The sequence below is a fragment of the Vagococcus zengguangii genome (genome assembly GCF_005145005.1).
Classification (GTDB): domain Bacteria; phylum Bacillota; class Bacilli; order Lactobacillales; family Vagococcaceae; genus Vagococcus_A; species Vagococcus_A zengguangii.
This window is the reverse complement of sequence record NZ_CP039712.1, coordinates 1,795,762-1,817,416: the sequence shown is the minus strand read 5'-3', so window position 1 is coordinate 1,817,416 and position 21,655 is coordinate 1,795,762. Positions and strand designations below refer to the sequence as shown.

At 31.3% G+C, this 21,655-nt stretch carries 23 protein-coding genes; 22 read left to right on the top strand and 1 reads right to left on the bottom strand.

Features of this window, described 5'->3' with window-relative positions; translation table 11 throughout:
* The first annotated feature begins 6 nt into the window (after positions 1-6).
* From FA707_RS08585 to FA707_RS08500, 18 genes are all read left to right on the top strand, one after another.
* A complete protein-coding gene (locus tag FA707_RS08585; protein ID WP_136953839.1) occupies positions 7-624 on the top strand; it encodes a sugar transferase in 618 nt (205 codons plus the stop codon).
* Positions 621-1,445: an NAD-dependent epimerase/dehydratase family protein gene (locus FA707_RS08580; protein WP_136953838.1), complete on the top strand. Its 825-nt coding sequence runs from the start codon at positions 621-623 to the stop codon at positions 1,443-1,445. Before FA707_RS08585 ends, FA707_RS08580 begins: the two co-directional genes overlap by 4 nt.
* A 25-nt stretch (positions 1,446-1,470) precedes the next feature.
* Positions 1,471-2,298 (top strand): glycosyltransferase, encoded by an 828-nt coding sequence (locus FA707_RS08575; protein ID WP_210409617.1) that lies wholly within the window; start codon positions 1,471-1,473, stop codon positions 2,296-2,298.
* Between the two features lie 9 nt (positions 2,299-2,307).
* Positions 2,308-2,772, top strand: a complete 465-nt coding sequence (locus FA707_RS08570) for an acyltransferase (RefSeq protein WP_136953837.1) — start codon at positions 2,308-2,310, stop codon at positions 2,770-2,772.
* 16 nt (positions 2,773-2,788) lie between these two features.
* Positions 2,789-3,856, top strand: coding sequence for a glycosyltransferase (locus tag FA707_RS08565; RefSeq protein ID WP_136953836.1), 1,068 nt, complete (start codon positions 2,789-2,791; stop codon positions 3,854-3,856).
* A complete protein-coding gene (locus FA707_RS08560) occupies positions 3,857-4,741 on the top strand; it encodes a glycosyltransferase family 2 protein (protein WP_136953835.1) in 885 nt (294 codons plus the stop codon).
* Positions 4,742-4,753: 12 nt separating this feature from the next.
* Positions 4,754-5,992 (top strand): O-antigen ligase family protein, encoded by a 1,239-nt coding sequence (locus FA707_RS08555; RefSeq protein WP_136953834.1) that lies wholly within the window; start codon positions 4,754-4,756, stop codon positions 5,990-5,992.
* Positions 5,989-7,128, top strand: a complete 1,140-nt coding sequence (locus FA707_RS08550; protein WP_136953833.1) for a glycosyltransferase family 4 protein — start codon at positions 5,989-5,991, stop codon at positions 7,126-7,128. The genes FA707_RS08555 and FA707_RS08550 overlap by 4 nt, the downstream gene beginning before the upstream one ends.
* Positions 7,129-7,143: 15 nt before the next feature.
* Complete coding sequence (rfbA, locus tag FA707_RS08545; RefSeq protein ID WP_136953832.1) at positions 7,144-8,013, top strand: glucose-1-phosphate thymidylyltransferase RfbA; 870 nt, start codon at positions 7,144-7,146, stop codon at positions 8,011-8,013.
* 1 nt (position 8,014) lies between these two features.
* Positions 8,015-8,596, top strand: a complete 582-nt coding sequence (gene rfbC, locus FA707_RS08540; protein ID WP_136953831.1) for a dTDP-4-dehydrorhamnose 3,5-epimerase — start codon at positions 8,015-8,017, stop codon at positions 8,594-8,596.
* A 1-nt stretch (position 8,597) separates the two neighbouring features.
* Entirely contained in the window at positions 8,598-9,626 is a 1,029-nt protein-coding gene (rfbB, locus tag FA707_RS08535; RefSeq protein WP_136953830.1) for a dTDP-glucose 4,6-dehydratase, read from the top strand.
* A 41-nt stretch (positions 9,627-9,667) separates the two neighbouring features.
* Positions 9,668-10,510, top strand: a complete 843-nt coding sequence (rfbD, locus tag FA707_RS08530; protein ID WP_136953829.1) for a dTDP-4-dehydrorhamnose reductase — start codon at positions 9,668-9,670, stop codon at positions 10,508-10,510.
* Entirely contained in the window at positions 10,507-11,520 is a 1,014-nt protein-coding gene (locus tag FA707_RS08525) for an NAD-dependent epimerase (protein WP_136953828.1), read from the top strand. Before rfbD ends, FA707_RS08525 begins: the two co-directional genes overlap by 4 nt.
* Complete coding sequence (locus FA707_RS08520; RefSeq protein WP_136953827.1) at positions 11,517-12,683, top strand: nucleotide sugar dehydrogenase; 1,167 nt, start codon at positions 11,517-11,519, stop codon at positions 12,681-12,683. Before FA707_RS08525 ends, FA707_RS08520 begins: the two co-directional genes overlap by 4 nt.
* 2 nt (positions 12,684-12,685) lie before the next feature.
* Complete coding sequence (locus FA707_RS08515; protein WP_136953826.1) at positions 12,686-14,098, top strand: oligosaccharide flippase family protein; 1,413 nt, start codon at positions 12,686-12,688, stop codon at positions 14,096-14,098.
* 116 nt (positions 14,099-14,214) lie between these two features.
* Positions 14,215-15,090 (top strand): UTP--glucose-1-phosphate uridylyltransferase GalU, encoded by an 876-nt coding sequence (gene galU / locus FA707_RS08510; protein WP_136953825.1) that lies wholly within the window; start codon positions 14,215-14,217, stop codon positions 15,088-15,090.
* A 113-nt stretch (positions 15,091-15,203) separates the two neighbouring features.
* On the top strand, positions 15,204-16,178 hold the full coding sequence (locus FA707_RS08505) for an LCP family glycopolymer transferase (protein WP_136953824.1): 975 nt from the start codon (positions 15,204-15,206) through the stop codon (positions 16,176-16,178).
* 165 nt (positions 16,179-16,343) lie between these two features.
* Positions 16,344-16,646 (top strand): hypothetical protein, encoded by a 303-nt coding sequence (locus FA707_RS08500; protein ID WP_136953823.1) that lies wholly within the window; start codon positions 16,344-16,346, stop codon positions 16,644-16,646.
* Positions 16,647-16,998: 352 nt separating this feature from the next.
* On the opposite strand, the gene FA707_RS08495 is transcribed toward FA707_RS08500, so the two are convergent.
* A complete protein-coding gene (locus FA707_RS08495) occupies positions 16,999-17,904 on the bottom strand; it encodes an ArsR/SmtB family transcription factor (protein WP_136954223.1) in 906 nt (301 codons plus the stop codon).
* 258 nt (positions 17,905-18,162) lie between these two features.
* Between FA707_RS08495 and FA707_RS08490 the strand changes: the two genes are divergently transcribed.
* The 4 genes from FA707_RS08490 (at position 18,163) to FA707_RS08475 (ending at position 21,655) form a co-directional block, all read left to right on the top strand.
* Positions 18,163-19,431: an extracellular solute-binding protein gene (locus FA707_RS08490; RefSeq protein WP_136953822.1), complete on the top strand. Its 1,269-nt coding sequence runs from the start codon at positions 18,163-18,165 to the stop codon at positions 19,429-19,431.
* 71 nt (positions 19,432-19,502) lie between these two features.
* On the top strand, positions 19,503-20,399 hold the full coding sequence (locus tag FA707_RS08485) for a carbohydrate ABC transporter permease (protein WP_246032318.1): 897 nt from the start codon (positions 19,503-19,505) through the stop codon (positions 20,397-20,399).
* Between the two features lie 13 nt (positions 20,400-20,412).
* The gene (locus FA707_RS08480; protein ID WP_136954221.1) at positions 20,413-21,249 is read left to right on the top strand and encodes a carbohydrate ABC transporter permease; all 837 of its coding nucleotides are present in this window, start codon (positions 20,413-20,415) and stop codon (positions 21,247-21,249) included.
* Between the two features lie 7 nt (positions 21,250-21,256).
* Complete coding sequence (locus FA707_RS08475; RefSeq protein WP_154299895.1) at positions 21,257-21,655, top strand: hypothetical protein; 399 nt, start codon at positions 21,257-21,259, stop codon at positions 21,653-21,655.

Here is a 21,655-nt window from a genome sequence, read left to right as displayed (position 1 = left end):
AAAATTATGTATAAGAACTTTTTTAAGAGAGGTATTGATTTTGTGTTGTCATTAGTTGGCTTGATTGTATTAGCCATTCCAATCTTAATCATTATGTTACTCATCAAAATTGATTCGCCAGGCCCAATTTTCTTCAAGAAGAAACGTGTTGGTAAGAATAAAGAACATTTTGAGATTCTTAAATTCCGTACTATGAGAATTGACACACCAAAAGAAATGCCAACACATCTATTAGAAAATCCTGATTATTTTATTACTAAAGTCGGCAAATTCTTACGTAAGACTAGTCTAGATGAATTACCACAGTTAATTAATATTTTAACAGGTGAGATGGCGGTCATTGGACCTCGTCCAGCTTTATGGAATCAGTATGATTTAATAGAAGAACGTGATAAGTACGGCGCAAATGATATTCGACCCGGTCTAACTGGTTGGGCACAAATTAATGGTCGTGATGAATTAGAAATCGATGTAAAGGCTCAATTGGATGGTTATTACGTTGAAAATGAAAGTATGTTAATGGACTTGAAATGTTTCTTCGGCACTATTCTTTCGGTATTTAAATCGGAAGGGGTTGTCGAAGGTGGAACAGGTACATTAAAAAATGATGGTGAAACTTCATGAAAAAAATATTAATAACAGGTGAAAATAGCTATATTGGGACATCTTTTCAACAATGGATGTCTCAATTTAGTGATTATACAGTTGATACAATCAGTGTTCGAGGAGAAGGATGGAAGAATAAAGACTTCTCTAAATATGATGTGATTTTTCATGTAGCAGGAATTGCTCATGCTGATGTAGGAAAGGTATCAAAAGAACAACAAGCTAATTATTATAAAGTTAATCGGGATTTGACAGTGGAAGTTGCACGTAAGTACAAACAAGAACGTCAAGGGGAAAAAAGTCAATTTATCTTTATGAGTTCAATCATTGTTTACGGAGATATCTCAAATGTACGTAAGAAGGTTGTAATTACTCCTGAAACAATCCCTAATCCAGCTAACTTCTATGGTGATAGTAAGCTACAAGCCGAGAAAGGTTTAGCAACGTTAGAGAGTGATGATTTTATGATGACAATTGTACGTCCACCAATGATTTATGGTCCGAACAGTAAAGGTAACTATCAGGTCTTAGAAAAATTGGCGGATAAATTGCCAGTATTCCCGAATTATAAAAACGAACGTTCGGTACTACATGTTGAAAAATTATGTGGATTTATCAAATCATATATTGATCAAGAGAGTTCAGGAATTAAGTTCCCTCAAAACGATGAGTATATGAGAACATCATTGATGGTTCAAGAAATTGCAAAGAAAAAAGGAAAGAATATCAAATTATTTAGCTTTTTGAATTGGGGAATTATCCTTCTAAGTTTTATTCCAGGAAAAGTGGGAGAACTTACAAAGAAAGCTTTTGGTAATTTGGTATATATTGTTGAATAACATTAACGAGAAAAGGTGAAAGAGCTTGAAAAAAAAATATTCAGTATTAATGTCTGTATATGCAAAAGAAAATCCGGGATTTTTAACTGAAAGTATAGAAAGTATGCTAAATCAAACAATAAAAACCGATGATTTTGTTATTGTTAAGGATGGTGAATTGACTGCTGAGTTAGATAATATAATTGAAAAATATTATTTTCTGAATCCCAATATTTTTAATATAATTTCTTTGTCAGAAAATTTAGGACTTGGAAAAGCTCTAGATATAGGTATTAATCATTGTAAAAATGAGTTGGTTGCACGCATGGATAGTGATGATATCTCATTGCCGATTAGATGTGAGTTACAATTAAATGAATTTGAAAAGGATCCTGAATTATGCATTGTGGGTACTAACATTAGTGAATTTTATGATAATGTAGATAATATAGTTTCTGAGAGGGTTGTACCATCGAGTAACGAAGAAATAATTAAGTTTATGAGAAGAAGAAGTCCATTTAATCATCCAACTGTTATGATGAAAAAAAGTAAGGTAATACAAGTTGGTGGATATGGAGTGATGAAAAGAAAACAAGATTTAGACTTGTTTTCCAGAATGATAAATAATAATTGTAAAGCCAAGAATATTCCAAATTCTCTATTGTTGTTTAGATCTAATGAAGATAATTTTATTCGTAGGAAAAGTTGGAGTTATTGTTCAAGTTATATTTCAGTACAGTATCAAATTTTAATGAGAAAACATTGTACAATAATTGATTTCTTGTATGTTTTAGTGGGTCAATTATTCATTTATTTAGCACCTATGTGGTTGTTGAAAAAAATATCAAATAAGTTTTTAAGAAAGCTGAAATAGAGGGATGATATGTATAGATTAATATATTTTATTGATAGATCAATTACATTTTTATTTAAAATATTAAATTATCGTTATTTTGGAAAAAAAACAAAGTTATTTGGTATACCCAAACTGATTCATCATAAAAATATTAAATTTGGTAACCATGTTAGAATAAATGAAAATATATATATTAATGCTTCGGGCGGTGTAAATGTAGGAAATAATGTTACCTTATCTAGAGGCGTATCAATTTATTCTACGGGTTATTCGTTAGTAGATTGGGAAAAAAATAAATATAAGAAACTACATATTGATAAAGAAGTAAACATAAAAGATAATGTGTGGGTTGGTGCAAATTCATTAATATTAGCAGGTGTAACTATTGAAGAAGGAATTGTCGTAGCAGCTGGATCGATTGTGAATAAAAGTTTAATGTCACCTAATAGTCTGTACGCAGGGTGTCCAGCAAGAAAAATAAAAGAATTGTAGAGGAGATTATTATTTCGTGAGAATTTTACATATTACTGCTACTCATTTGAATCCTAGTGGTGGAATTCCAGTGGTATTAGAGAACTTAGTTAGTGAGCAAAATAAAATTAGAAATATTGATTCAAGAGTGCTTTCAATAAATTATAGCACAGAAAATTTTGAGAATTCCTTCTTTTATTATTTTGGAAATTTTCAAGAGGATATAGATTTTATATCAGGCTTCCAACCTGATGTAGTGATTTTTCATGGTATATATTTTCTGGTATATAAGAAGTACAGTCAGTTTATTAGAAAGAATGATATAGATTACTTCATTGAACCTCATGGTTCATTGAGTATAGAGGCACAGAAAAAGAGCAGTTTCAAGAAAAAGGTAGTTAATTATACGGTTTTGAAATCGTATTTGGACAATTCAAAAGGAATGATTTTTTTGAATGAGTCTGAACGGAAAAATTCTGTTTTTCAAAGTGAAAATGATTTAATAATTCCCAATGGTATAAAAGATATAGAGGAAAAAGAATTTAGTAATAATGATTTGGTGAATATTGTCTTTCTAGGAAGAATTGATATAAATCATAAGGGGTTAGACTATTTATTTAAAGAATTACAACTGATAGATAAGCCTAATCCAAAATTTAGACTTAGTTTATACGGGAATGCCGATATTAAAGCAAAAAAGAAAATTGAGATGGAAATCAAAAAAATTCGTTATATAAGTGTTAATTATTATGGTAGTGTTTATGGGAAAGATAAAATAAAGGCATATAAAGAATCTGATATATATATATTAACATCTAGATATGAAGGTTTTCCAATGACAATTTTAGAAGCTTTGTCATGTGGTTTGCCTTGTATTGTTACCAAAGGAACTAACTTTTATAATGAAATTATTGATAATAAAATAGGATGGGGAGCTGATTTTGATAATATTGGTGATGTTATTGAGACAGCAGTAGAAGACTATATTCAGAATAAAGAAAAATATAAAAATAACACCCAAAAATATGTGCTTGAAAATTATCAGTGGAAAAATATAGCGGATCATTCGATTCAGCAATTAAACAAGTATTATGGGGATAAATAAATGAAAAAAGTATTGGTGATGATGTCCACATATAACGGTGAAAAATACATACAAGAACAAATAAACAGTATATTACAACAAAATAAAGTTGATATAACATTATTGATTAGAGATGACGGCTCCAAAGATGAAACTATTTCAATAATAAACGAATTTCAAAAAGAGTATGTTAATGTTTTGTTTTTACAAGGAGAAAATTTAGGGCCAGCTAATAGTTTTATTAAACTATTAAATGATGCTTCGGATGATTTTGACTATTATGCTTTTAGCGATCAAGATGACGTATGGAAGTCTGATAAAATAAGTCGTGCAATTTCATTATTAGAAAAAGATATCCCTTCTTTATACTGTTCTTCTGTAACTATAGCAAATGATAAATTAGAACCATTATATACAACAAAAATCACAGAATTTTCAGCAACTGAGCTTATGTTAAGAAACAATGTTCAAGGATGTACTATGGTAATGAATGGTTCTATGAAAAAAAAAATTAATGAATATATTCCAAAATATCTTGAAATGCATGATTCATGGATTTTGAGGGTTGCTACGTTTATAAACGCAAAAATAGTGTTTGATGAATACTCTGGTATATACTATCGTCAACATGAAAATAATGTTATTGGTAAAAAAATTGGAATTATATCAAAAATAAAACAAAAAAGATCTAAAACATTATTTATTTCTTCTAGAACTGCATTAGAATTACTTAATGGATATGAAAAACAAATTGTAAAAGAAAATAGTGAAATATTGTATCTATTTGCTAATTATAGATTCTCTTTTAAAAATAAAGTGAATTTTATTTTTAAAAACATAGGAAAGATCAATGGACTTCAAAGAAAAATATCGTTCCTTATTGAAACTATTTTTAATATGTTGTAGAAAGGAAGTAATATGAATTATACTAAAAAAAATTCGGATTTGTTAATGATAGTATTTTTTCTATTAATAATGGTTAACGAGATAATTATTGGTGATTATGGGAAAATTATTTCAGGTAATAAAGGTCTGTTATTAATTTTAGTGATGACAGTAGTTATGTCATTTAGAAAAAGTAAAGTACGATTAAATAATAATCAGTTCTCTATGCTATTTTTGATATTGTTGTTATTAACTTTGATGTTAATTAGTTCTTTTTATAGTCCTATGTATTCTAAAGAAGCTATTGTAGCTATTGCTATATTCTTAATACCACTGATATGCGAATTCAGAATACAGAATAATTTAAGTAATAATATTGAAGTATTTAATAACATATGTAAACTGTTTCTTATATTTGGTAATATACTATCTATTTACGGATTGACGATTTATAAATTTGGATATGAATCTATTGTGAATGGTTCTTTTGGTCTGTCAATGAATATTGGATCTGTTGTTTTATCACAGAATGTTGTGGGCGGATCAGGATATAGAATTGCATCTTTAACAGCTAATCCGAATACTTTAGCGTGGTTCTTGATGTTAACATCAGTCTTATCCACATATTTGCTAAATGTTAAACAAATTCCTAAGTTTTTAGGTGGGTTTTCAATAGTGATTCAATTTTTATCTTTATTTCTGACACAGTCAAGAGGAGCATTAATAGCTACGGTTTTAATTTTAACAGTATATTATTTTATTTGTAGTAAACATAAAATGAAATTTATATTGTCAATAATTATGTTAGCTTCTTTTATAGGGTTATTGCTGTTGAAAATTGATATTTTTTCATATGATAGAGTCAATGTAGGATTGAATACACGTGGAGATATTTGGAAAGTGTTATTAGAAAGTTTTTCAAATAATCCATTTATTGGTGTGGGTTTCGGTAATACAGAGAATGTGTTGTTAAGTGGCTGGGGGAGAGGTCCTCATAATATATATATAAGCTTATTGACAGAAATTGGAATAATAGGATTATTTGTATTTTTGTTTATTATGTTAACATCAATATACTTATTAGTTGATAAAATAAAAAAATCTAATAAAGTAGAATATATAAGATTTTATACAATTTGTTTTTCAATTATGATAGGAATAGCCTTCCACCAATTTTTTGAAGAACAGTTAATGGGTTATAATTTACTTTCAATGTTCTGGTTCTATTTAGTATTCATATCTATTGATAATATAGGAGGTGAAAATTTATGAAGATTTTATTCGTAAGTCATAATGATGATCGTTTTGGAGCACCAAAGTCAATGTTTGATTTAATTGTAGAATTGAAAAAAAAAGGTATAGAAATTATCGTACTCACTCCAATTGACAATCAAATCAATAGGTTATGTGACCTCAATGGGATAGAAAATTATACAATAAAATATGAAGCTAATGTGTATATAAGTAATCACTCAAAGATGAAGAATTTTATTAAGTACATTAGATATAAGATGATAAATTATATATCAATGAAAAAAATAATGAGAAAAATAGATATTTCATCAATTGATATTATTCATACTAATGTGTCGATTATTGATTTTGGTTATAAACTTTCCAAATGCAATGGAATAAAACATGTTTGGCATTTAAGAGAGTTTGGAACAGAGAATATAAATATGAAAAGGTACAATAAAAATTATATAGATGATTTTAATAGTGAAAATAACCATTGTATTGCTATTTCTGAATCAGTAATGAATTCTTGGATTGATAAAGGAGTATCATTTAAACAAATTAAAAGGATATATAATGGATTAGCAGATTCATATAGTGAAAAAAAGAAAACAACTAAGGCTTTGAAAATTGTTTTTACAGGCTCTTTGTCTAGGCATAAGGGACAAATGGAATTAATTGACGCATTATCAATATTACCAAAAGAAAAAACAGGTAATATAGTTGTAGATATTTATGGTGATGGTGATACAGATTATATAAATGAAATTGAATTAAAAATAAAAGAAAATAAACTAAATAACATTGTTACGCTCAGGGGTTATAAAACTAATATCTTAAATGTAATAAATGATTACCATGTAGGAATTGTTTGCTCTAAAAGTGAAGGATTCGGCAGAGTAACAGTTGAATATATGATGAATAAATTAACAGTTATTGCATCAAATACTGGTGCTAATATGGAATTAATAGAAAATGAAGTTAACGGTTTAATTTATAATTATGGTGATCCAATAGATTTAGCTAATAAATTAGAAACTCTATTGGATCACCATAATATTATTGAAGAATATGGTAGTAAAGCAAGAGAAAAATATAAAAAAAATTATACATTAGACAGATGTTGTCATGAAGTAATAGTATTTTATGATAGAATACTTAGCAAAATCTAAAAATTGGAGGAGAAGATGAAAGGAATTATTTTAGCCGGCGGAAGCGGTACACGCTTGTATCCTTTAACTAAATCAGTTTCAAAACAATTAATGCCAATTTACGATAAGCCAATGATTTATTATCCATTATCAACATTAATGTTGGCAGGAATAAAAGAAGTTTTAGTAATATCTACACCTACAGATACACCTAGATTTGAGGAACTATTAGGCGATGGTAGTGAATTGGGTATTTCTATTAAATACGCGGTTCAAGAAAGTCCTGATGGCTTAGCACAAGCTTTCATCATCGGAGAAGAATTTATCGGTGATGATTCAGTATGTTTGATTTTAGGTGATAATATCTATTATGGTGGCGGTTTATCAAAAATGTTACAGCGTGCTGCTAGTATAGATAAAGGAGCAACTGTATTTGGCTATCATGTTGTTGATCCTGAACGCTTCGGTGTAGTGGAATTCGACAATGATATGAAAGCTGTGTCTCTTGAAGAAAAACCTGAAGAACCAAAATCAAACTATGCAGTTACAGGATTATATTTCTATGATAATCGAGTAGTTGAAATTGCTAAAAATATTGAACCATCACCACGTGGAGAGTTAGAAATCACCGATGTTAACAAGAAATATCTAGAATTAGGCGAATTAAATGTTGAATTAATGGGGCGTGGATTTACTTGGTTAGATACAGGAACGCACGAGTCATTATTAGAAGCGTCAACTTTTATTGAAACAATTGAGAAGCGTCAAAATCTTAAAGTTGCATGTTTAGAAGAAATTGCTTACCGTATGGGTTATATTTCAAAAGAACAGTTAATCGAATTAGCACAACCATTAAAGAAAAATCAATATGGACAGTATATGCTTAGATTAGCTGGAGAGGTGTAACATGGGGAATTTAAAAGTTACAACTACAAATTTAACAGATGTAAAAATCATTGAACCAGCAGTATTTGGTGATCACCGTGGATTCTTTACAGAAAGTTATTCTGAACAAGATTTTATTGAGGCAGGTATTACTCATAATTTTGTTCAGGATAATCATTCATTATCTGTAGAACCAGGTGTCATTCGTGGTCTCCATTTTCAAAAAGGTAAAGACGCGCAAACCAAATTAATTAGAGTTGTCTCTGGAGCAGTATTAGATGTAATTGTTGATATTCGAAAAGGAAGTCCTACTTATGGTAAATGGGAAAGCTATATCTTATCAGAATATAACCATCGTCAATTACTTGTACCAAAGGGCTTTGCTCATGGATTCGTGACGTTGACACCAAATGTTAATTTCTTGTATAAGTGTGATAACTATTACAACGCTGAAGCAGATGCGGGCATAGCTTTTGATGATCAAGAGTTGAATATTGATTGGCCAATTGATTTAACGAAGACAGTGCTATCTGAAAAAGATAAAAATCATCCGACACTGAAAGAATTTGAATCAGAAAATGACTTTGTTTGGGGTGAAATATAATATGAAAAAAATTATCGTAACAGGTGGAGCAGGTTTTATTGGTTCTAACTTTGTACATTATGTTATCAATAACCATCCAGGTGTTCATGTGACAGTCTTGGATAAACTAACTTACGCGGGTAATGCGGATAATTTAAAAGGATTACCTAATAATCGTTATGAATTAGTCGTAGGAGACATTTCAGATGCTGAGTTAGTAAATAAATTAGTTAGCGATACTGATGCAGTCGTTCACTACGCTGCAGAATCTCATAACGATAACTCTTTGGAAGACCCGTTTCCGTTTGTTCAAACAAATATTTTAGGAACCTATACGCTATTAGAGGCTTGTCGTAAATATGGTGTGCGTTATCATCATGTATCGACTGATGAAGTCTATGGAGATTTACCACTAAGAGAAGATTTACCAGGGAATGGTGAAGGAGAAGGCGAGAAGTTTACAGCTGAAACACCGTATAATCCATCAAGTCCTTATTCTTCGACTAAAGCGGGTTCTGATTTATTAGTAAAAGCGTGGGTGCGTTCATTTGGTTTACAAGCAACGATTTCTAATTGCTCTAATAACTATGGACCATATCAACATATCGAGAAATTCATTCCACGACAAATCACTAATGTATTAAGTGGTATTCGTCCAAAACTTTATGGTGAAGGTAAAAATGTTCGTGACTGGATTCATACGAATGACCATTCTTCAGCTGTTTGGGCTATTCTTACAAAAGGTCGTATCGGTGAAACATATTTAATCGGTGCTGACGGGGAAGAAGATAACAAAACAGTGATTGAATTAATTCTTGAATTAATGTGTCAACCTAAATATGCTTACGATCATGTAACCGATAGAGCGGGACATGACTTACGTTATGCTATTGATTCAACTAAGTTACGTGAAGAATTAGGTTGGAAACCAGAATTTACTGATTTCAAATCAGGATTAGCAGATACAATTAAATGGTATCAAGAAAACGAAGACTGGTGGAAAGCTGAAAAAGCACAAGTCGAAGCATTTTACGCTAATAAAGGTCAATAAAAGCAGAAGATTCTTCTGCTTTTTTTAGAAAGGAATTCAAGATGATATTAATTACTGGAGCAAATGGTCAATTAGGAACAGAAGTAACAAAGTTATTAGAAGAAACAGGCTTAGATTATGTTGCGACTGATTCTAAAGATTTAGATATTACTGATAAAGAAGTAACTTTATCAAGAATCGAAGAAATTCAACCGAAAGTAATCTTCCATTGTGCAGCCTATACAGCTGTTGATATGGCAGAAGACGAAGGAAGAGAGCTAAATCAATTAGTGAATGTCGTTGGAACTAGAAACGTTGCAGAAGCAGCCCAAAAAGTTGGCGCTAAATTAGTTTATATTAGTACAGATTATGTTTTTGATGGGACAAAAAAAGACGGTGAATATACTGTTGAAGATGTAACTAACCCTAAAAATGAGTATGGTCGCGCAAAATTAGAAGGCGAATTAGCTGTTAAAGAATTACTAGATGACTATTATATTATCCGTACTTCATGGGTCTTCGGTCAATATGGTAAGAATTTTGTTTTTACGATGCAAAATTTAGCCACTAAGTTCGAACAATTAACAGTTGTAGCAGACCAATTTGGGCGTCCAACTTGGACAAGAAGTTTAGCAGAATTCATGCTATATGCAAGCGAGCAAGCAATTCCGTTTGGAACGTATCATTTTTCAAATGATGATAGCTGTTCATGGTATGAATTTGCTAGTGAAATTTTGAAAGATGAAGAAGTTGAAGTAAAACCTGTTACATCAGAAGAATATCCTCAGAAAGCATATCGTCCTAAGTACTCGATTATGGACTTATCTAAAGTAAAAGGAACAGGATTTAATATTATTAATTGGCAAGAAGCCTTAGAAAAATTTAAAGGAAGTGCTCAGCAATGAAAATTTTAGTAACCGGAGCAGCTGGGTTTATAGGTTCTAATATTAGCAAAAAAATTTTGGAAGAAACTAATTTCAAAGTAGTAGGTATTGATAATATAAATGACTATTATGATGTTGAGTTAAAGAAAGACAGACTAAGTCAAATAGAAAAAAATGATAATTTTATTTTTAAGAAAATAGATTTGGCGGATAAGTTATCTATAGATAGTTTATTCTTGGAAGAAAAAATTGATGTTGTAATCAATTTGGCAGCTCAAGCTGGGGTTCGTTATTCTATTCAAAATCCCCAAGCTTATGTTGATTCTAATTTAACAGGCTTCATGAATATTTTAGAAGCTTGTCGTAATAATCCCGTTAAACACTTGATTTACGCGTCTTCAAGTTCGGTTTATGGTGGGAATACTAAGATTCCTTTCTCAACAGAGGATAATGTAGATCATCCTGTTAGTTTATATGCTGCAACTAAGAAATCAAATGAATTATTAGCACATTCTTATAGTCATTTATATGGTATTCCAACGACTGGTTTACGTTTCTTCACAGTATACGGTCCACATGGTCGACCTGATATGGCATATTACTCATTTACTAAAGATATTATTGAAGGTAATCCAATTAAGGTCTTTAATAATGGTGAAATGGAACGTGACTTTACTTATATTGATGATATAGTTGAAGGGATTTATCGTTTAATAGATTTACCACCTCAGTCGAATAGTGACTGGAGTGAGGAAGACGGTATTAGTTCAAGCTTTGCACCGTATAAAATCTATAATATTGGAAATAATAATCCTGTTTCGCTAATGGAATTCATTAATACGATTGAGAAACATGTCGGTAAAGAAGCTAATAAAGTCTTTATGGAAATGCAAGCTGGAGATGTTAAGCGTACTTATGCAGATGTATCAGATTTAGAAAAAGCTGTTGGATTTAAGCCATCTACATCATTGGATGAAGGAATTAGAAAATTTGTAGAATGGTATAAAAAATATTACGAGGTGTCATTATGAAAATTTCAGTTTTTGGTTTAGGTTATGTAGGATTAGCTAATGCTTTATTGTTAGGACAAAATGAAGAAGTTGTTGCTTATGACATAGTTAATGAAAAAGTTGACATGTTAAACAATAAAGTTTCACCACTAGAAGATAAAGAAGTCATTGATTTTCTAGAGAATAAAGAATTATCAGTTGAATTTACAACTGATTTTGAGAAAGCCATCAAACATGGTGAATTCAATATTATTGCGACTCCAACAGATTATGATGAGAAGAAAAATTATTTCAACACATCAACCGTTGAAGATGTTATTGAGAAAGGGCTAGCAATCAATCCTGAGGCAGTCTTTGTTATAAAATCAACTATTCCAGTAGGATATACGAAAGAGTTAAAAGAGAAATATGGAACGGACAATATTATTTTCTCACCAGAGTTTTTACGTGAAGGTAAAGCTTTGTATGATAATTTATATCCTTCAAGAATTGTGGTGGGAGAGCAATCAGAACGTGCACAACAATTCGCAAACTTATTATTAGAGAATTCAGTTGAGAAGAATGCTGCTGTTTTATTAACTGATTCAACAGAAGCAGAAGCGATTAAGTTATTTGCGAATACGTATTTGGCGTTACGTGTTTCTTTCTTTAACGAGTTAGATACGTATGCTGAAGTTAGAGGATTAGATTCTAAGCAAATTATCGAAGGAATCGGCTTAGATCCACGTATTGGTTCACATTATAACAATCCATCTTTTGGTTATGGTGGTTACTGCTTACCAAAAGACACGAAACAATTATTAGCGAACTATGAAGATGTGCCAAACAATATTATTGAAGCAATCGTTAAATCAAATACTACTCGTAAAGATTTTATTGCTGAACAAATTTTAGAGAAAAATCCTAGAGTGGTAGGAATTTATCGCTTAACAATGAAAGCCGGTTCGGATAACTTCAGATATTCTTCAATTCAAGGCATTATGAAGCGTTTGAAAGCTAAGGGCATAGAAGTTGTGGTTTACGAACCAACGCTTAAAGAAGATAACTTCTTTAAATCTAGAGTTATTAGTGATTTTGAAGAGTTTAAACAAATTACGGATATAATTGTTTCCAATCGAATGGAAGAAAAATTGAAAGCTGTTTCTGATAAGGTTTATACAAGAGATGTTTTTAGGAGAGATTAGTAATGATGTCTACCTTTAAAAATTTTTTTTATCAATCTATATTTCAACTTACTAAGATTCTGCTTCCTATAATTACTGTTCCTATAGTTTCGAATGCGTTAGGTCCTAATGGCTTAGGAACCTATAATTATACTAATTCGATAGCGCAATATTTTGTATTGATTGCAGGATTAGGTGTGGGGTTATATGGGAATAGAGAAATAGCTGTTAACCGTGATAATCGCAAAAATTTATCTAAATCGTTTTGGGAATTATTTATTATGAGTTTTATTGCCTCAATCATTGCTTTATTATTCTACTTTATAATAATTCCTTCAGATCATAATAGAGTATATTTCATTATTCAATCAATGATTATTTTAGCGGCTATGTTTGATATTTCATGGTTTTTCATGGGAGTTGAAGATTTTAGATTGGTAAGTTTAAGCAGTATAATATCTCAAGTTATTTCTTTTGGGTTAATTGTTCTATTCGTAAGAGATAGTAGTGATTTAGGTCTTTATATTTTTATTCAAGGACTTAATTTGTTAGTTAGTCAATTGTTTATGTGGTTATTCGTATTAAAAAAAATTAACTTTGTCTCTTTTAAAGAACTTAATATACTTAAACACTTGAAACCGTCATTTACGTATTTTATTCCCAAAGTGGCTATATTACTATATACAAATTTAAATAAAACAATTCTTGGATTTATGGATTCGGAGACTGCAGTAGGGTATTATGCTAATACATTAATTTTAAATAGTGTTATTATTACATTACTTTCGACTATTGATACGGTTCTATTGCCTAAATTTAGTAATTTAGCATCAAAAGGTGATAAGAATTATTTAGTAGATACCATGAAAACATCTATAAATATTCAATTATTTTTTTCAATACCTGCTATGTTTGGGATAATAATGATAAGTTCTAGTTTAGTACCAATATTCTTTGGTGGGAAATTTTTGTTTATCAAGAAAACAATTCCTTTAGTAGCACCGTTAGTTGTAATTATTCCTTTGGGGACATCAATCAGTCGTCAGTATTTAATTCCATTAAATAAAATTAAGGAATACAATAAGACAGTAATATGGGGAGCTATCGTAAGTATTATAACCAATGTGTTATTAATTCCAAAAATAGGAATATATGGAGCAATAGTAGGTACACTACTTGCTGAGTTTTTTGTTACCTTTATTAGAGTATATGATTTCTTGAAGATAACAAATTTTAGATTTGATTTAGCTTTTATATTGAAGTCGGTAATGAGTAGTATGTGTATGTTTATACTAGGTAAAGCGCTCACCCATAGCATGGCTGATTCTTCTATGGTCCTAATTATTCAAGTTTTAATAGGGATAATATCATATTTATTATTGATGACGCTTTTGAAAGCTAATATATTGTTAAAGTTTTTAAGAAATAAAATATAAATTCTAATAATTAGAATCAAATAGAGTTTGAAATATTGAAAAAAATCTTTATTTATAAATTTATTATGGATATTAACTTTAGAATTTACTTATTTCTTAACTATAAAGGAGATAGTATGAAAGTAAGAAAAGCAATAATCCCAGCTGCTGGTCTGGGTACACGTTTTTTACCAGCAACTAAAGCAGTACCAAAAGAAATGTTACCAATCGTTGATAAACCTACGATTCATCATATCGTGAAAGAAGCGATTGATTCTGGTATTGAAGAAATTATGATTGTCACAGGCAAGAATAAAAGAGAAATTGAAGATTATTTCGATTCTCATATGGAATTAGAACATAATTTAAAAGAAAAAAATAAGTTATCATTACTAGAAGAAGTTAACGAATCTACTAATGTTAGAGTTCACTTCATTCGTCAAAGTTATCCGTTAGGTTTAGGTCATGCAGTTTTGCAGGCTAAAGCTTTTGTTGGTAATGAACCATTTGTGGTGATGCTTGGTGATGACATTATGGTGGATCAAATCCCGTTGACGAAACAACTAATGAATCGCTATGAGGAATCTAAATCTTCTGTTTTAGCAGTAATGCCAGTGGCTAATGAAGATACTGATAAATATGGCATTGTTGATCCTAATGAAATAGTTAATGAAGGTCTAATGGGGGTTAATCGATTTGTTGAGAAACCAAAACCAGAAGAAGCTCCTAGTAATTACGCGATTATTGGTCGCTATTTATTGAAGCCAGAGATTTTTGATTTATTAGAGAATCAAGCGCCAGGGGCAGGGAATGAAATTCAATTAACTGATGCTATTGATGAGTTAAATAAGACTCAACGAGTTTTTGCACATGTTTTTAACGGTTCTAGATATGACGTAGGTGATAAACTGGGAATGGCCATCACTAATATTGAATTTGGTCTTGAACATCCTGAAATTGGTGAAGGATTAAAAGAATATATCATTCAAATGGGTGAAATGTTGAAGAGCTAAAAGGCATTTGCCTTTTAGCTTTTTTAAATAAAGTGATAAATTATCTAATGTTTATTGAAACATTTAAAGCTTTGATGTAAAGTTAAGACAAATGAATTTTAGGAGTTGATACCATGTCTCGTTCTAGTAGACACAATCAACCGACTAAGAAGGCGAAGAAGTCCTCTTCATTCGGTAAGAAGTTATTAAAGACGATTTTAGCGATTTTATTATTATTAATTTTAGCACTTGGGGGAATGGCGGCGAAAGTTTATTTTGATGCGAAGAATACTGCTTCAGATATTCATAAGCCAATTGACCGTGATGTGTCAGAGCTGCGCGATAAGCCAGCCCAAACGAAGAAGGGTGATCCTATCTCTATCTTATTATTAGGGATTGATACGGGTGATTTAGGGCGTGTTGAACAAGGGCGTTCTGATACGATGATGATTGCGACACTTAACCCAAACACGAAGAAATCTACCTTAGTAAGCATTCCGCGTGATACTTATACAGAGATTATCGGACATGACACAGTGGATAAGTTGAACCATGCGTATGCTTTTGGTGGTCCTGAGATGTCAATGTTGTCAGTTGAGAATTTACTACAAATTCCTGTCGATCACTATGTAGCGGTTGATATGGGTGGTTTGAAAGAAGTTGTGGATATTGTTGGTGGGATTGATGTGGATAATGATATCGAATTTACACAAGATAACTATTCGTTCCCAATTGGTGTGAATCACATGAATGGTGAGCAAACATTATCATATATCCGTATGCGTTACGATGACCCTGAAGGTGACTACGGTCGTCAAAAACGTCAACGTAAGGTAGTATCTGCCATTCTTAACCAAGCATTAAGCTTGAATACGTTAACGAACTATAATGATATCTTGAAGTTATTACAAAACAGCGTCTCAACAGACTTAACATGGGACCAATTATTGGATGTTCAATCTAAATATACGAAAGCTTTCGGTACAACGCAGTCAGATCAGTTACAAGGAACTGGCGACATGATTGGTGGCGTCTCTTACCAAATTATCTCTGATGACGAGTTAGCGCGTGTACGTGGTATCTTGAAAGAACAATTAGAGATGGAGTAATTTAATAGAGATAGATAGACAAGCCTGGTGACGGGCTTGTTTTTTTGATACGGTATTGTTTGTTGAGTGGTGATGTGTGGGAGACTGCCATTGTTGTGTAAGAGTATCTGGCTTATTAATTGCTTCTTTTGATTTTATATGTTACCTCTAGTATGAGGTGATAATATGAAACCTAAATATTTTATGGGCTTGTTAGTGTTGATGGTGGCGATTGTTGGGTTAGTGTTATTGAATAAGGAATTGAATCAGAAGAAGATACTTGAGATGCCAGTGACGGTGCAAACAGTTGAGGAACAGTCACTCTTAGTTGTCGATGAACAGCAGCAAGTCTACCGCGTGCCGACGGAAAATCGAGTGTCGGGGACTTATCGTGAAGGTGATAAGCTAGTCATTTATTACGAAGGCGAGGTACTAGAAACACATCCGGCACAGTTTAGTCACGTTATTTCGATTAAGCAGCAACGTTAAATTTAGGGAATGACAGGTGAGTAGATAACGAAAAAAGGGGCTGACACGAGGTCAGTCCCTTTTTAGTGATAGGCTAAATTAACTTAGTTTAGCTAAATTTCCCCCAATAACTTATTCGTTTGCCGTTCTTACTTTGTCCGCTTGCGAGATAGCCGTAACCATTGGTGCGTGGTTGGCAGGTTTTTATAGTGTAAAGTTTGATATTAATGTATGGGAAAGGAGGATTAAATTTATTGGTAAACCTACATATTTTATTTTAGTTGATTGGAAAGAAGAAATGGAGTTGATTAGTCGTTAAGGTGAAATTATCAAATTTAATAAGCTTTTTATGATTTTAACAGGTACTCAACTATTATTGATAATACATATTCACTATAATATCTTGGTCGTTATTACCAAACCCTTTTCCAAAAATAGTAAAGCCCCCCTTGTTGATGGCATCTTCATCTATTTGGAACCTTAACTTAATATAGGGCTGATCGTGTAAGTTTAAATCGTGAATATTAACAGATGAGAAAAATTTGCCATCGATACCAGTGTCTTTTTTGTTAATTCGTAAGTGTTTTAAAAGGCCATATTGACTATACTCATCTTTCCACCAACTTGGTGTCAAGGTGCCCCTAACGTCTGAAAAATTACCAGGAACGGTGTAAACAGCGACTTTTTTATCATTAATATAAATTGAAATATCACTTGGCCAATTATTGTTAGAGATAGGGAACTCGGATGCTATTTCAAAACTAAGTTCTAATAGTTCTAGCTCCTCATTTTTTTTTAAGAAATTAGGAATCTTGTACTCTATAAATCCATCACTAAACCAAATAATCGATGCATCTACCCTTTGAGGGTCTAAAAAGAACACCGGTTCATCGGTTTTTCCGATAACATTTTGGATCGTGGCTAGGCCGCAAGAAGGTTCAACAGAAAAGTTAGTAAAATGACCTATTTTAACCTCAGTAGTATGTAAATTATACTCTTTATAAATTTTTTGTGGAAAGAGAATGTTTATAGTATCAACTTTTAAGGATACCATTTTTTTGTTTCTATGTTCTTTTAACCCTCGTTCAGAGGTTAGAATGTTAGCGTCTTCCATTTTCTGAATGTGTCTAGTAGTGATAGAGTTGCTTAAATTTAGATGCTCGGCAATTTCGCCCACACTTTTTTTTTCAGATCCAATGAATCTTAGAATTTCTAGTCTGGTTGCATTCGCTAGAGATTCAAACACAGGTAAAGAATCGTTGGTTATATTTAATTCGATGGTAATCACTCCCTAATGTTAATAATAGTTTCATTATATAGTTTTAATTATACTCGAAACTTTTTTAACTTAAAAGTAAAAAATAAATAGTAAAAAAAATGTTTTTTAAATCATTTTAACTATAGTGTTGTTTTTGGTTTTAGGAGTTAACGTTTGATTGACAACGCTTTCAAATGGTGTTATTTTTGTTTTGTAGACAACGATATTAATAATCGTTAATTAATGAAATTAACTAATAAGTAAAATGGAGGGAATGTTATGAAAGTAAGCAAATTAGTCAAGTTAGGTTTGTTAGCAGGTGCGTCTATGACGTTTTTATCTGCTTGTGGAAATTCAGGTGGGAGTTCAGAAAGTAACAGTAAAGAAATTGTCTTTTGGAATCCTTTTACGGGAGCAGACAGTGCTAATATCAAAAATATGATTGATGATTATAATAAAACTAATCCTGAATTTAAAGTTAAAAACGTTTCTATGAAGGAAGGCGATATGTACTCAAAGATTCCTACTGTTGTTAATTCAGGGAAAAATATTCCTGACCTAAACATCGTTCATGCAGAAAGAATCAAGCAATATAAAGACAATAATATGTTAACTTCTTTCGAAGGATTATTAGAAGATTATAGTGAAATAAAAGCTGAAAATTACGTTCCGGAGGCATGGAATCTAGGTGAATTAGATGGTGAAAGATATAGTTTACCACTAGATATTCATAACTGGGGAACGTATTACAACAAAGAATTATTAGCAAAATATGCTCCCAATGCTTTAGATGATAACATTTTGACATTTGATGAAATAGTCGAGGCAGGAAAGCTTGCAAGTAAGGACGACATCAGAGGGATTGCTTTAACATGGGTAAAACCAAATTACATGGCTACTCTTGGACAAGAAGGAGGCCAACTTTCAGAAAATGGCATCGATCCAACTTTAGACACTGAAGAATCTAAAGCTGCTATTGGAAAATGGAATGAACTGTATGAAGAAGGTGTCTCTACTAAGGACGGAGAAGATCCTAACCAATTATTTCTATCAGGTAAGTTACTGTTTTTACCAGAAGGTATTTGGCTACAAAACATTATTAATGGAGCTGAGTTCGATTGGGGACTTACAAATGCACCACAATTATCTGATGATATGAGTCAAGTAATTAACTGGTCATCTTCTCATCAATTTGTGATGTTTAACAATGAAGATCGATCAGACGAGAAAACAAAAGGTATTTTAGACTTTATCGATTGGGTTAGAACAAATTCTCTAGAATGGGCTAAAGCGGGGCAAAATCCTGCAACCTTGGATATATTAAACAATGAAGAATATCAAAAAATGCCACAATCATTCTTCATTAATTCAGAAGAAGAGCAGAATACATTGAAAATTTTTGATTATAAATATAATGGCTACGTTTCAGAGTATTTAGAATCACATGGCTTTGATGCGCTATTTAGTAAAGTATCAATTGAAGATTTCACATCAGGCTTACAAAAAGAAGTATCTGATAAGATTTCTAAAGATAATACAAATAAATAATAATTTACAACTTATTACAGGAGTTAGTTTAATTTCTAACTCCTGTAATATTTAGAAAGGTGTACTAAAATATGGGAACAACGATGACATTAGATAAGAAAAAATCCAAAAAGATTACTCCTTGGTTATTCTTAGCGCCTCATTTAATTATATTTGCTATTTTCTTTTTTATACCTGTTATTTTTGGTATATATATTTCATTTACTAATTGGGATTTGTTTAACACCCCAACATTCATTGGATTAGATAATTACAAAGAACTTTTTTTTAACTCTGATTCAACATTCTATGAGCAGTTGAGAATTGGTTTGAAGAATACGTTTAAATTCGTTATTTTTTCTGTTCCTTTTTGTATTGCAGTCCCGTTGTTGTTGGCAAGTGCGTTAAATACCAAACCTAAGTTAGCGAAGATTTTTCAATCGATATTCTATATGCCATCACTATTTGCTATTTCAGCGGTGGTTATTATTTGGAAATTGATATTTAATGTTAACTATGGTCCTGTTAACAATATTCTTAATACAGATACTCCCTGGACAGGCACACAACCTTACGCCTGGATTGCCTTAGTAGTTGTGACGGTCTGGTGGACGATTGGCGGAAATATGATTATTTATCAGTCGGCTCTTAGTGGTATTTCAAAGGACTTTTATGAAGCTGCTGATATCGATGGAGCAACAGCTGTTCAAAAATTTTTTAAAATCACACTTCCTGCTATTAAAGGACAAATTCTATATACCGTAGTCATGACGACTATTGCTCAATTTAATATTTATGGTCAACCATTAATGTTAACGGAAGGTGGTCCAAATAATTCAACAAGAGTGTTATTAATGTATATTCAACAAAATGCTTTTGGTTCAGGGCAGTCAATCGCCGGAATAGCATCGGCTATGGCAGTGGTTCTCGGGATTTGCATTATGTGTGTATCAGCAATTCAATTTAAATTTTTAAAAGTAGAAGATTAGGTGGGTATATATGATGAAAAAAATATCATTATCACAGATCATATCGTTTTTATTTTTGATAGTAATGGCTCTTATTTGGCTCGTGCCATTAATTTATGGTGTGCTAACATCATTTAAATCGGAAATGGAATTAATGACTGCTGGGTTTAAAATACTACCAATTGAGTGGGTATTGACTAATTATCAAGAATTATTGGTTAATAACACGAGCACACCATTAGTTAAATGGTTTTTCAATTCATTATTTATTTCAGTTAGCCATACGCTATTAGTACTAGTGGTTGTTTCATTATCAGCATTTGCTTATAGTCGCTTGGAATTTAAAGGGAAAAAGAAATTATTTTCTTTTCTACTAGCGACGATGATGTTTCCTAGTGTAGTAAATTTGATTCCTTTATATAAGATTGTTGATATATTGGGATGGGTTAACACGCCTTTAGCGATGATTATACCTGGAGCAGCAGGAGTATTTAATATCTTTTTAGTTAAACAATTTATGGATAACATTCCTAAAGATTTTGATGAAGCTGCACAAATTGATGGAGCGAATGATTTAACAATCTTTTTCAAAATTATATTACCTTTAATTAAGCCAGTCCTGTTAGTTGTAGCTTTGTTTGCTTTTACTAGTTCATGGAATGATTTCTTATGGCCGTCTATTGTGTTTAATGACATTGAAAAGATGCCAATAACATCTGGTTTACAGCTGTTACAAGGGATGTATCAATCGCAGCCTACCTTATTAATGGCAGGTGCTTTAATTGCAATTATCCCAACGTTTATATTGTATTTATTTGCTCAAAAATATTTTTTACAGTCAATGTCATTATCAGCTGGTGTGAAAGGTTAGAGTAGATATGGATAGAAAAAAAGAACGATTGTTAATAATGTTAATGGGAATTTGGCAAATAGCTGATGGTGTTTATACTATTGTTTACTATGGTTTTTTTAAAACAAGTATGATATTGAAAGAAATAAATGCAGATTCGTCAACAAGTTTGATAAATAGCGAGTTTATATTTATTTGTTCTTTTGGTACACTGTTGGTTATTTTGGGACTAGTCAATATTTTAATGAGTAAAAAGTACATTCATGACGAAACAACTTCAAAAAAAGTTGGGTTCTACTTATGTGCTCAATCATTATTCTCATATTTTATTTTAGATATTATTAGTTTAATTCTTGGTATGAGTGCAGGAGTTATTTATTTGGCTAAAAATAAAAGTATAAAATTAAAAAAAGTACAGGGGAGTTAG

Bases quoted from the DNA above. Each gene is read 5' to 3' on its own strand.
- rfbD (WP_136953829.1), top strand. From the start codon at position 9,668: ATGATATTAATTACTGGAGCAAATGGTCAATTAGGAACAGAAGTAACA.
- FA707_RS08550 (WP_136953833.1), top strand. From the start codon at position 5,989: ATGAAGATTTTATTCGTAAGTCATAATGATGATCGTTTTGGAGCACCA.
- rfbC (WP_136953831.1), top strand. From the start codon at position 8,015: ATGGGGAATTTAAAAGTTACAACTACAAATTTAACAGATGTAAAAATC.
- rfbA (WP_136953832.1), top strand. From the start codon at position 7,144: ATGAAAGGAATTATTTTAGCCGGCGGAAGCGGTACACGCTTGTATCCT.
- FA707_RS08485 (WP_246032318.1), top strand. From the start codon at position 19,503: ATGGGAACAACGATGACATTAGATAAGAAAAAATCCAAAAAGATTACT.
- FA707_RS08570 (WP_136953837.1), top strand. From the start codon at position 2,308: ATGTATAGATTAATATATTTTATTGATAGATCAATTACATTTTTATTT.
- FA707_RS08520 (WP_136953827.1), top strand. From the start codon at position 11,517: ATGAAAATTTCAGTTTTTGGTTTAGGTTATGTAGGATTAGCTAATGCT.
- FA707_RS08490 (WP_136953822.1), top strand. From the start codon at position 18,163: ATGAAAGTAAGCAAATTAGTCAAGTTAGGTTTGTTAGCAGGTGCGTCT.
- rfbB (WP_136953830.1), top strand. From the start codon at position 8,598: ATGAAAAAAATTATCGTAACAGGTGGAGCAGGTTTTATTGGTTCTAAC.
- FA707_RS08480 (WP_136954221.1), top strand. From the start codon at position 20,413: ATGAAAAAAATATCATTATCACAGATCATATCGTTTTTATTTTTGATA.
- FA707_RS08475 (WP_154299895.1), top strand. From the start codon at position 21,257: ATGGATAGAAAAAAAGAACGATTGTTAATAATGTTAATGGGAATTTGG.
- FA707_RS08500 (WP_136953823.1), top strand. From the start codon at position 16,344: ATGAAACCTAAATATTTTATGGGCTTGTTAGTGTTGATGGTGGCGATT.
- FA707_RS08525 (WP_136953828.1), top strand. From the start codon at position 10,507: ATGAAAATTTTAGTAACCGGAGCAGCTGGGTTTATAGGTTCTAATATT.
- FA707_RS08515 (WP_136953826.1), top strand. From the start codon at position 12,686: ATGATGTCTACCTTTAAAAATTTTTTTTATCAATCTATATTTCAACTT.
- FA707_RS08585 (WP_136953839.1), top strand. From the start codon at position 7: ATGTATAAGAACTTTTTTAAGAGAGGTATTGATTTTGTGTTGTCATTA.
- FA707_RS08505 (WP_136953824.1), top strand. From the start codon at position 15,204: ATGTCTCGTTCTAGTAGACACAATCAACCGACTAAGAAGGCGAAGAAG.
- FA707_RS08555 (WP_136953834.1), top strand. From the start codon at position 4,754: ATGAATTATACTAAAAAAAATTCGGATTTGTTAATGATAGTATTTTTT.
- FA707_RS08580 (WP_136953838.1), top strand. From the start codon at position 621: ATGAAAAAAATATTAATAACAGGTGAAAATAGCTATATTGGGACATCT.
- FA707_RS08560 (WP_136953835.1), top strand. From the start codon at position 3,857: ATGAAAAAAGTATTGGTGATGATGTCCACATATAACGGTGAAAAATAC.
- galU (WP_136953825.1), top strand. From the start codon at position 14,215: ATGAAAGTAAGAAAAGCAATAATCCCAGCTGCTGGTCTGGGTACACGT.